7 protein-coding genes are annotated in these 10,165 nt (G+C 71.7%); 3 read left to right on the top strand and 4 right to left on the bottom strand.

What is annotated here, in order from left to right:
• Window positions 1-549 precede the first annotated feature (549 nt).
• Together ABD207_RS06325 and ptsP are read left to right on the top strand one after the other, a co-directional pair.
• Complete coding sequence (locus tag ABD207_RS06325) at window positions 550-999, top strand: PTS sugar transporter subunit IIA (RefSeq protein WP_344010700.1); 450 nt, start codon at window positions 550-552, stop codon at window positions 997-999.
• A 103-nt stretch (window positions 1,000-1,102) separates the two neighbouring features.
• Window positions 1,103-2,773 (top strand): phosphoenolpyruvate--protein phosphotransferase, encoded by a 1,671-nt coding sequence (gene ptsP, locus ABD207_RS06320; protein ID WP_344010698.1) that lies wholly within the window; start codon window positions 1,103-1,105, stop codon window positions 2,771-2,773.
• A gap of 137 nt (window positions 2,774-2,910) precedes the next feature.
• On the opposite strand, the gene ABD207_RS06315 is transcribed toward ptsP, so the two are convergent.
• On the bottom strand, window positions 2,911-3,798 hold the full coding sequence (locus ABD207_RS06315) for a hypothetical protein (protein ID WP_344010696.1): 888 nt from the start codon (window positions 3,796-3,798) through the stop codon (window positions 2,911-2,913).
• A gap of 187 nt (window positions 3,799-3,985) precedes the next feature.
• On the bottom strand, window positions 3,986-5,953 hold the full coding sequence (locus ABD207_RS06310; RefSeq protein ID WP_344010695.1) for an acetoacetate--CoA ligase: 1,968 nt from the start codon (window positions 5,951-5,953) through the stop codon (window positions 3,986-3,988).
• Window positions 5,954-6,165: 212 nt separating this feature from the next.
• Between ABD207_RS06310 and ABD207_RS06305 the strand changes: the two genes are divergently transcribed.
• On the top strand, window positions 6,166-8,532 hold the full coding sequence (locus tag ABD207_RS06305; RefSeq protein WP_344010693.1) for a glycoside hydrolase family 31 protein: 2,367 nt from the start codon (window positions 6,166-6,168) through the stop codon (window positions 8,530-8,532).
• A gap of 101 nt (window positions 8,533-8,633) precedes the next feature.
• Here ABD207_RS06305 and ABD207_RS06300 read toward each other — a convergent pair whose 3' ends face one another.
• Complete coding sequence (locus ABD207_RS06300) at window positions 8,634-9,164, bottom strand: NUDIX domain-containing protein (protein ID WP_344010691.1); 531 nt, start codon at window positions 9,162-9,164, stop codon at window positions 8,634-8,636.
• A gap of 47 nt (window positions 9,165-9,211) precedes the next feature.
• Entirely contained in the window at window positions 9,212-10,042 is an 831-nt protein-coding gene (locus ABD207_RS06295) for a M15 family metallopeptidase (protein WP_344010690.1), read from the bottom strand.
• Window positions 10,043-10,165 lie beyond the last annotated feature (123 nt).

Raw genomic sequence — 10,165 nt, 5'->3', positions numbered from 1 at the left:
ACACATCACGAGAGCGGAACATCGGGAGGAATAATCCCGACGTTCACAGCGTCCTCGCTGTGTATTTCAAAGGAACCTCGACCGTCCGGTGAAACCGGACAGACGGGGTATCAACATATCTGGCGTTGACTTTTGGCACGCTGTTGAGTTCTCAAGGAACGGACGCTTCCTTCGTACTCACCCTCTCGGGCTTTCCTCCGGGCGCTTCCCTTCGGTGTTTCCGACTCTATCAGTGTTTTTCCGCCTCCTTGACCACCGTCCTGCAGGCATGCAGAAGGGGCCTCGGAGAGGAACCTGAAGAGTTGGTTTGCTGCTTGGGTCAGAGCTTGAGATCAGCCTTTCACCCCCAGGCAGGACTGACGACTGTACACGGGGTCGCGGATGGCGTGCAAATCGATTATCGTAGGTGGTCTAGACCTCTAGTCTAGACCACACCGGGATCATTCGCCCGGAATTGGTACTTCATATGACATACCCTGCTGCACAGTGCGTCGTCAGCAACAGGCAGTGACGGCCTCCATGCAGATCTCCACCCCTGGGAGGTTTTCCATGACCACCGTGACGTCCCCGCTCGAAGGACGTGCCATCGGGCTGGTGGCCGTGCCCGATCCGGTCTTCTCCGGGGCCATGGTCGGCCCGGGCACCGCGATCGACCCGGTCCGCAAGCCCTCCGAGGCCGTCTCACCGGTCGACGGCGTGATCGTCTCCCTGCACCCGCACGCCTTCGTCGTCGTGGACGAGAACGGCCACGGCGTGCTCACGCACCTCGGTATCGACACGGTGCAGCTCAATGGCGAGGGCTTCCAGCTGCTCGTCAACAAGGGCGACACCGTCAAGCGCGGACAGAGCATCGTCCACTGGGACCCGGCCGCCGTCGAGGCCGCCGGCAAGTCCCCCGTGTGTCCGGTCGTCGCCCTGGAGGCCACCGCGGAGGCGCTCTCGGAGCTGCGCGAGGAGGGCGAGGTCGAGGCCGGCGACAGTCTCTTCCTCTGGAAGTGACGTGAGGAGGTGACGTCCGGGGCGACGTCACTCGCCGTCCGTGACGGCACGTACGACAACCAACGCGGTGGCGGGGCCCGCCGCACTAACGGAGACGGGTGAGATGGAGACAACGCTGCGAGGCGTCGGTGTGAGCCATGGGGTGGCCATCGGCGAGGTCCGGCACATGGGAACCGCGGTCCTCGAACCGCCGGCCAAGCAGATTCCCGCGGAGGAGGCCGAGCGCGAACAGGGGCGCGCTCGCAAGGCCGTGGAGGCGGTGGCGGCCGATCTGACGGCGCGCGGCAATCTGGCGGGCGGGGAGGCCCAAGCCGTGCTCGAGGCCCAGGCCCTGATGGCGCAGGACCCCGAGCTGATGGCGGACGTGGAGCGGCGCATCGCCGTCGGCAGCACGGCCGAGCGCGCGGTGTACGACGCGTTCGCCGCATACCGCGAGCTGCTGGCCGGGGCCGGTGAGTACCTGGCCGGCCGGGTGGCCGACCTGGACGACGTGCGGAACCGCATAGTCGCCCGGCTGCTCGGTGTTCCGATGCCGGGTGTCCCGGACAGCGACCGGCCGTATGTGCTGGTGGCCCGGGATCTGGCGCCGGCCGACACGGCGCTGCTGGATCCGGCGCTGGTGCTCGGCTTCGTGACCGAGGAGGGCGGGCCGACCAGTCACAGCGCGATCCTGGCGCGGGCCCTCGGGGTGCCGGCCGTGGTGGCGCTGCCGGGCGCGGGTGAGATCGCCGAGGGCACGGTGATCGCCGTGGACGGCAGCAGCGGCGAGGTCTTCGTGAATCCGAGCGAGGAGAAGAAGGCGCAGCTGGAGGCCGCCGCCGCCGAGCGGAAGGCGGCGCTGGCCGCGGCCACCGGGCCGGGTGCGACGGCCGACGGTCACAAGGTGCCGCTGCTGGCGAACATCGGTGGTCCGGGGGATGTGGAGGCGGCCGTCGAGGCGGGCGCCGAGGGTGTCGGTCTCTTCCGTACCGAGTTCCTGTTCCTGGACGACAACAAGCAGGCTCCTTCCGAGGAGAAGCAGGTCGCGGCCTACCGCCAGGTGCTCGAGGCGTTCCCCGAGGGCCGTGTGGTGGTGCGGGTGCTGGACGCGGGCGCGGACAAGCCGCTGGACTTCCTCACCCCGGGCGACGAGCCGAACCCGGCGCTGGGCGTGCGGGGGCTGCGCACCCTGCTGGACCACCCGGAGGTGCTGCGCACCCAGCTGACCGCGCTGGCCCGGGCGGCCGAGGGGCTGCCCGTGTATCTCGAGGTCATGGCGCCGATGGTGGCGGACCGCGCCGACGCCAGGGCGTTCGCGGACGCGTGCCGGGAGGCCGGGCTGCGGGCGAAGTTCGGTGCGATGGTCGAGATTCCCTCGGCCGCGCTGCGCGCCCGCTCGGTGCTTCAGGAGGTCGAGTTCCTGTCGCTGGGCACGAACGATCTCGCGCAGTACACCTTCGCCGCCGACCGGCAGGTGGGCGCGGTGTCCCGGTATCAGGACCCGTGGCAGCCGGCACTGCTGGACCTGGTGGCGCTGGCGGCGGAGGCGGCGAAGGCCGAGGGCAAGAGCTGCGGCGTCTGCGGTGAGGCCGCTTCGGATCCGTTGCTGGCGTGTGTGCTGACTGGTCTGGGTGTCACCTCTCTCTCCATGGGTGCCGCGTCGATTCCGTATGTGCGGGCGACGCTGGCGAAGTACACGCTGGCGCAGTGCGGGCGTGCGGCCGCAGCGGCGCGGGCCGCGGACGGTGCGGACGAGGCGCGGCGCGCGGCGCAGGCGGTGCTGTCGGGCGAGTAGCCGGCACGTGGCCGGAGAGCGGTCGCAGGCGTCGGGCCCCTGTGGTCAGCGTCGGCTTGTGGTCGTCGTCGAGCCGAAGGGCGCTCCACCTGGAGGTGGGGCGCCCTTCGTCGTGCGCCTGGGTGCCGTTGCGGCTTTCAGTGGTGGTGGGGTGTGTCCGGGCCGGGGCCCAGGTCGGGGGGTGCGCAGTAGTCGACGTTGGACTCGGGCGCGATGAGGTCTCCGGTCTCGATGTCGGTGCAGTAGGCGTCGAAGACCTCGGCGGCGGTGAGGGGTTCCAGTGTGTGGGCGCGCAGGCGCCAGCCGTAGACGCGGTCGGGACTGCCGGGGGCCATGGTGCGCATGACGAGTCCACCGGGGCTGTCGGTGGCCAGCCCGACCGCCAGTACGGAGGTGAACTCGAGGGCTTCGGCCTCGTCCAGTTCCAGCCGGTCGGTGAGGTCGTCGGCGTGGAGGACGGCGACCAGGGGTTCGGGTGGGCCGGAGACGTTGCACACCAGGTGCCGCCGGCCCGGCGGGGCGGTGTCGAGGATGCGGGTCAGCAGGTGTGCGGCGCGGTTGAAGGCGGCGCGGCCCAGGTCCTCCCCGCATGCGGCGCAGGCGCCGAGGCGGCTGAGGAGGGTGGTCGCGTACTCCCACGTCGCCTGGCGGATGGCCTCGTCCACGAGGATGGGCAGGAGGTCGGCGAGCGGCTGTCCGTCGTAGGGGACGGTGGGGCCGGTGGTGGCGAGTTCGGCGGTGAAGCGGGTGCGGCTGGCGGGGCTGTCGGGGTCGAGGCCGTGCCGGGCGCAGTAGTCCGCGTAGTCCTCGGGGTCGAAGAGGGCGACCGAGGTGTGGCTGCCCTGCCGGGCCCGGGTCCTGAGGACCGCTTCGACGTGTTCGAGGTAGGCGGTGTGGTCGTGGAAGGTGAAGCTGCGGTAGCGCCGCATGGCGGAGAAGTCGTGCTCGTCGGTGAGCAGGCCGATGGTGCCGGCGATCTCTCGCCGCAGGGCTCGTCGCAGGGTCCGGCGGTCGGTGTGCGTCATGTGTCCCCCTGTGCACGGTCGATCAATGCTCACTCACAGTAATCGGGGGCACTGACAGCGACGTCCGGTCGAGGAGATGAGGAGACCGGCCGGCCCCGGACTGGTCGCCTGTGGCGGGGCCAGTCCGGGGCCGGTACGGGGGGGATGGTCGCCTGATTCTTCTGATCAGGCGCGCTTGCAGTTCTGATCAGGCGCGCTTGCGGGCCAGGTCCTCGTAGAAGGTGAGCAGGTCGAGGTTGTCGATGGAGCCGGGGTTGACGGCCTTCTCCAGCGGGGTGCCCTGCAGGAGGCGCTTGACCGGGACCTCGATGCGCTTGCCGGTGAGGGTGTGCGGGACTCCGGGCACCTCGATGATCTCGTCGGGGACGTGGCGGGGCGAGAGCTGTTCCCGGATGGTCTGCTTGATGCGGTTCAGCAGAACGTCGTCGAGCCGGGCGCCCGGGGCCAGGTGGACGAAGAGGGGCATCCAGTAGCCGCCGTCGGGCTGTTCGATGCCGACGACGAGGGACTCCTTGATCTCGGGGAGGCGTTCGACGACCTCGTAGATGTCGGCCGAGCCCATGCGGACGCCCTGGCGGTTGAGCGTGGAGTCGGAGCGGCCGTGGATGATCACCGAGCCCCGTGAGGTGATGGTGATCCAGTCGCCGTGCCGCCAGACGCCGGGATAGACGGAGAAGTAGCTGTCGCGGTAGCGGCTGCCGTCGGGGTCGTTCCAGAAGCGGATCGGCATGGACGGCATGGGGTTGGTGACGACGAGTTCGCCGACCTCGTCGGTGAGGGGCTTGCCGCTCGGGTCCCAGGACTGCAGGTCGGTGCCGAGGCAGGCGGCCTGCAGTTCGCCCACGTACACGGGGAGGGTCGGTACGGCGCCCGCGAAGCAGGAGCAGACATCGGTGCCGCCGCTGACCGAGGCGATCCACAGGTCGTCGCGGACCTCGTCGTGCAGCCAGCGGAAGCCGTCGGGGGGCAGCGGGGAGCCGGTGGTGGCGACGCACTTGACCGCGGACAGGTCGTGGTCGCGCCCCGGGTGCACGTCGGCCTTGCGGCAGGCCATGACGTAGGCGGCGGAGGTGCCGAAGAGGGTGGCGCCGGTGCGTTCAGCGACCTGCCACTGGGCGCCGGTGCCGGGGTAACCGGGGCTGCCGTCGTACAGGACGATCGTGGTGCCGGTGAGCAGGCCGGAGACGAGGAAGTTCCACATCATCCAGCCGGTCGAGGTGTACCAGAAGAAGCGGTCCTCGGGGCCGAGGTCGCAGTGGAGTCCGAGCTGCTTGAGGTGCTCGACCAGGATGCCGCCCTGGGACTGGACGATGGCCTTGGGCAGCCCGGTGGTGCCGGAGGAGTAGAGCACCCACAGCGGGTGGTCGAAGGGCACCTGCTCGAATTCCGGTTCGGTGTCGGCGGCGGTGAGGGCCGACCAGTCCAGGGCGCCGTCGGGGGCCTCGGTGCCGAGCAGCGGGATGTGGACGACGGCGCGCAGCGAGGGCAGTTCGCGGCGCAGTTCGGCGACGATCTCGCGGCGGTCGTGCTCCTTGCCGCCGTAGCGGTATCCGTCGACGGTGAACAGGACGACCGGTTCCACCTGCTGGAAGCGGTCCAGGACGCTGCGGGCGCCGAAGTCGGGTGCGCAGGAGGTCCATACGCCGCCCACCGCGGCGGTGGCGAGCAGGGCGACGACGGCCTGCGGGATGTTCGGCAGGTAGCCGCTGACGCGGTCTCCGGGGCGTACGCCGAGGGCGCGCAGTTCGGCCGCGAGGGAGCCGACCTGGCGGCGCAGCTCGGCCCAGGTGACGGGGCGGGCCTCATGGGTCTCGTCGACGTGCAGCAGGGCGGGCTGGTCGGCCCGGTCCGCGGCGGCCCGCAGGGCGTGCTCGGCGTAGTTGAGGGTCGCGCCGGGGAACCACTGGGCGCCGGGCATCGAGCGGTCGCCCAGCACGCGGCTGCAGGGGGTGGAGAAGCGGACGTCGAACCACTCGGTGACCGCCTGCCAGAACGTCTCCAGCTCCTCCACCGACCAGCGGTGCAGCGCCGGGTACCCGCCGTCGGCGGGGGCGCCGTGGTGCTCCGCTGCCCAGGCCTGGAACTTGGTCACCTGTGCCTGAGCGATGCGCTCCGGATCGGGCTGCCAGAGCGGCTGAGGGTTCAGGGTCGACATGTACGGCTCCCGGACTGTGCGCGTCGTGTGCGTCCTCCGCGCACGGGCTGGGGTGTGCGCGTGACGCGGCTGACACGGACGATGCCATGTGATCGACTTCCGCACCAGGGTGCACCCCACATAGTCCGCGTCGTGGCGGTGTGGTCCCATCACGGGTGAACGGAAGTTGAACGCCACATCTGCCGAGCGTGGTCAGTGGCAGGGTGAGCAGCATGAACGGTCGTGACCTGGTGCGTTCGATACAGGCGGTCGATTGGGTGAGGGCGGCGCAGGGGTTGCGTACCGTACGAGCAGCGTGGCGCAGGCAGCGGGCCGATGCCACCGGACTGCCTCCTCGCGGGCGGGAGCGGGCCCGGGTGCCCGGTGTGCTGCGGGAGGCGACGCCGGAGCCCGGGGGTGGCATCGTTCAGTTCGGCCGGGCCCGGCTGCGGATCATGGTGGCGGTCAACGGGGCGGCGTTCTGGGGCTGGGACGGCGCGGAGCCCGAGCCCTCGTACGCGCTGGGGGGCCGCTGCCCGGACGCGGATCCGCGGGCGGTGCTGGAGCCGGACAAGGACGGCGGCTGGCGGGTGGTGGCCGAGCGGGTGACCGTCGCGGTGTCGCGGCACGGCGCGGTGGAGGTGCGCACTCCGGGCGGCGCGACGCTGCGGCGGGATCTGCCCCCGCGCTGGTGGGAGCCGGTCGGCGGCGGTCCGGCGCGCTGGATGCAGCGCTCGGAGGTGGCGGCGGACGCCCGCTTCTTCGGGCTGGGCGGCCGGGCGTGCGGGCCCCGGCTGCGGGACGGCACCTACCGTCTGTGGAACACCGACCCCGGTCGGGCGTTCGGACCGGCCGACGATCCGCTGCATCTGACGATGCCGGTGCAGCTGGTGGTGGCCGATGCGGGCACGCACCTGGTGTTCCACGACAACTCGTGGGACGGCCGGGTGACGTTGCGCGAGGGCGAGGAGGGCGAGGGGTCCGGCCACGACCGGGCGGGGACGAGCGAACTGCGCATGGACGGCGGCCCGCTGCGGTGCTGGGTGATGCAGGGCACTCCTGCCCGGGTGCTGCTGGCCTGGGCCTCGCTCACGGGCGCGCCGGCGCTGCCGCCGGCGTGGGCGTTCGGGCACCATCACGCGCGGTGGGGTCTGGACGACGAGCGCGAGGTGCGGCGGCTGGTCGCCGGCTACCGGGAGCGCGGGCTGCCGCTCGACGCCCTCCATCTCGACATCGGCCGTCACCAGGCCCGGCAGGGGTTCACCGTCGACCGGGAGCGGTTCCCCGGGCTCCCGGGCCTCGCCGAGGACCTGCGGCGCGACGGCGTGCGGCTGGTGTCGGTGGCGGAACCGGCCGTGCCCGCCGTTGCCGGGAACGCGGTGTTCGAGGAGGGGATGGCGCGGGACGCGTTCGTGCGGGAGGCCTCGGGCGCGGTGGTGCGGGGCGTCTCCTGGCCCGGTGAGGTGGTCTTCCCGGATGTCACTCGGGCGGATGTGCGGGAGTGGTGGGGCGGTCTGTACGCGGAGCGGCTGGCGCAGGGGTTCACGGGTTTCTGGCACGACCGGGACGAGCCGACGTCGTTCGCGGCCTTCGGCGAGCCCACACTCCCCCGCTCGGCCCGGCACGCGCTGGACGGGCGGGGCGGGGACCACCGGGAGGCGCACAACGTCTACGGGCTGTGCCTGTCCCGGGCGGCGTACGAGGGCCTGCGGAAGCTGGCGCCGGAGGAACGGCCGCTGGTGCTCTCCCGTTCCGGGTGGGCCGGGTTGCAGCGGTACGGCGGTGCCTGGCTGGGCCGCGTGGCGGCGGGCTGGCCGGGGCTGCGGGCCTCGCTGGGGCTGGTCATGGGGCTCGGCCTGTGCGGGGTGCCGTTCTCCGGCCCGGACGCCGGCGGCTTCGGCGGGGACCCGTCCCCGGAGCTGTTTCTGCGGTGGTTCCAGCTGGGCGCGTATCTGCCGCTGTTCCGCACCCGGGTCGGCCCGCGGGCGGGGCGGGGCGAGCCCTGGGAGTTCGGTCCCGAGGTGCTGGAGCACGCGCGGGCGGCGCTGCTCGAACGCCGGCGCCTGCTGCCGTACTTCATGACGCTGGCACATCTCGCCCGGCGCACCGGGACGCCCCTGGTGCGGCCGCTGTGGTGGCCGGCGCCCGAGGAGCGCGCGCTGCGCGACTGCGAGGACGCCTTCCTGCTGGGCGACTGCCTGCTGGTGGCGCCGGTGCTGGATCCGGGTACGGACCGGCGGGCCGTGCAGCTGCCGCCGGGGCGGTGGTACGACGTGCGGACGGGGCGGGCCTACCAGGGCCCGGCCCAGGTCCTGGTCGAGGCTCCCCTGGACCGCATCCCGGTGTTCGTCCGCGGGGGCTCCGTCATTCCGGTGCGTGGGGAGGACGGCCGGCTCGAGCTGGAGGTGTGGGCTCCGGCGCGGGGGCGGACGGGCGGCGGGCTCGTCGTACCGGACGACGGTCAGGGGTGGGCCGAGGCGGAGATCGAGCGGTACACCGTCCGCTGGACGGGCCCGCGCCCGGTCGTCGAGCGGGAGGGCGACGCCGGTGCGGGCGAGCCCGCCCACCCGGTGCGCATGCGCGGGCTCGGGGAGGGGTGAGCGGGGCCTCGGTTGGGGTCGCTTACAGGCCGGAGTTCGCGCTGCGGGCCGCCGAAGAGGGGATGCGGCGGCCCGCCGGTATCAGATGTCGGCCAGGGTCGTCAGATGTAGCGCCCCTCGAACCAGGCCCGTACGGCCAGGGTGTGGAGGGGGAAGGCGAGTTCCTGGGGGCGGCGCAGGAGGTGCCAGCCCTCTGTCTCGGACGTGGCGGCGGAGGGCGGCAGGGACTCCACGGGGCGTTCGGGGAGGAGCCCGAACAGGAGGAGGTGGCCGTCGGGGGAACTCATCGCGTCGGCGAGGCGGACGTCGCGGCTTGCCGCGTCGATGCCCGTCTCCTCCTTGAGTTCGCGGACGACGGCCCGGCGCCAGTCCTCGCGGTCGTCGATGTAGCCGCCGGGCAGAGCCGTTCCGCCGTGTGCGGGGGCGACGGTGCGGGTGATCACGACCAGGGCGGTGCCCTGGGTGTCGTACACGGGCTGGAGGGCCACCGCGACGGGCAGCGGGTTGCGGTGGGCGACGGTGCCGCACGCGGCGCAGGTGCGGGGCCAGCCGGAGACGCCCTCTCCATAGGGCGTGCCGCAGCTCGAACAGTGGGAGTCCGGTGCGGGAACGGAGGTGTGAGTTTCGGACACGCGGCGGACTGTATCCGATCACCGGGCGGGCGTCTCCGGGAGGCGGCTCAGCGGTGGCCGGTGAGCGACCGGCGGGAGACCGGGAAGTCGAAGTAGGTGTCGGGGTACGCCTCCGGCTTGAAGGTGTAGTGCCACCACTCCTCGGCGAGGTTCACGAAGCCCAGGTTCTCCAGGGTGTTCTTCAGCAGCAGCCGGTTGGCGCGCTGCTCGCCCTGTATACGGGGGTCGAGGGTGTGGCTGAGGGTGTCGAAGCAGTCGTAGCCGGTGCCCATGTCGACGGAGTTGTCCGGGAAGCGCTGGTCCTTGGGCGCGTAGCAGGGGGTGAGCGGTTCGCCGGGGCGGTAGGGGCGGGTCGGCTTGGCCGGGAGCTTCACCAGGGTGAGGTCGACGGTGGAGCCGCGGCTGTGGCCGGACTTCTCGGCGATGTAGCCGTCGGCGAACAGCCGGGTCTTGTCGACCCGCGGGTAGAACTCGTCCTTCATGGACTGGTCCGACAGGTCCTTGGCCCAGCGTACGAAGTGGTCCACCGCGCGCTGCGGGCGGTAGCAGTCGTAGACCTTGAGCGAGTAGCCCCGCCGGAGCAGCTGCTTCTGCGCCTTGTGGAGGGCCTGGGCGGCGGGCCGGGTGAGGATGCACATGGGCTGCCGGTAGCCGTCGACGCGTTCGCCGACGAAGTTGTGGCGGGTGAAGTAGCGGATCTCCTGGATGATCGTGGCGTCGACGCTGCTCAGCGCGACGAAGTCCTTGGGGGCCTTCGGTTCGGTGTGCGCCCGGGCGGGGGCGGAGGCGGCAGTCGTGGCCAGCAGGGCGGCGAGGGTGGTGACCAGTCCGCGTACCGCAGTGGCGGAGCGGACCGCGGGAAGAAGTCGTCGTGTCATGTCCCCTGCATCTATCAGGGAGGAGGCCGGCCGGGGAAGGACCTGTCGCCGGCGGGCGGCTACTGGCACACTTCTGACGCATCGTCAGTTCTGGTCCGTCGTCAGCTCTGCATCTTCTTCTTT

Source organism: Streptomyces thermospinosisporus, from assembly GCF_039526425.1.
Taxonomy (GTDB): domain Bacteria; phylum Actinomycetota; class Actinomycetes; order Streptomycetales; family Streptomycetaceae; genus Streptomyces; species Streptomyces thermocarboxydovorans.
The sequence above is the reverse complement of the archived record's forward strand: the minus strand, read 5'-3'. Positions and strand labels throughout refer to the sequence as shown.

Coding starts and splice junctions, on each gene's coding strand:
- ABD207_RS06295 (WP_344010690.1), bottom strand. CDS start 10,042: ATGACACGACGACTTCTTCCCGCGGTCCGCTCCGCCACTGCGGTACGC.
- ptsP (WP_344010698.1), top strand. CDS start 1,103: ATGGAGACAACGCTGCGAGGCGTCGGTGTGAGCCATGGGGTGGCCATC.
- ABD207_RS06325 (WP_344010700.1), top strand. CDS start 550: ATGACCACCGTGACGTCCCCGCTCGAAGGACGTGCCATCGGGCTGGTG.
- ABD207_RS06305 (WP_344010693.1), top strand. CDS start 6,166: ATGAACGGTCGTGACCTGGTGCGTTCGATACAGGCGGTCGATTGGGTG.
- ABD207_RS06315 (WP_344010696.1), bottom strand. CDS start 3,798: ATGACGCACACCGACCGCCGGACCCTGCGACGAGCCCTGCGGCGAGAG.
- ABD207_RS06310 (WP_344010695.1), bottom strand. CDS start 5,953: ATGTCGACCCTGAACCCTCAGCCGCTCTGGCAGCCCGATCCGGAGCGC.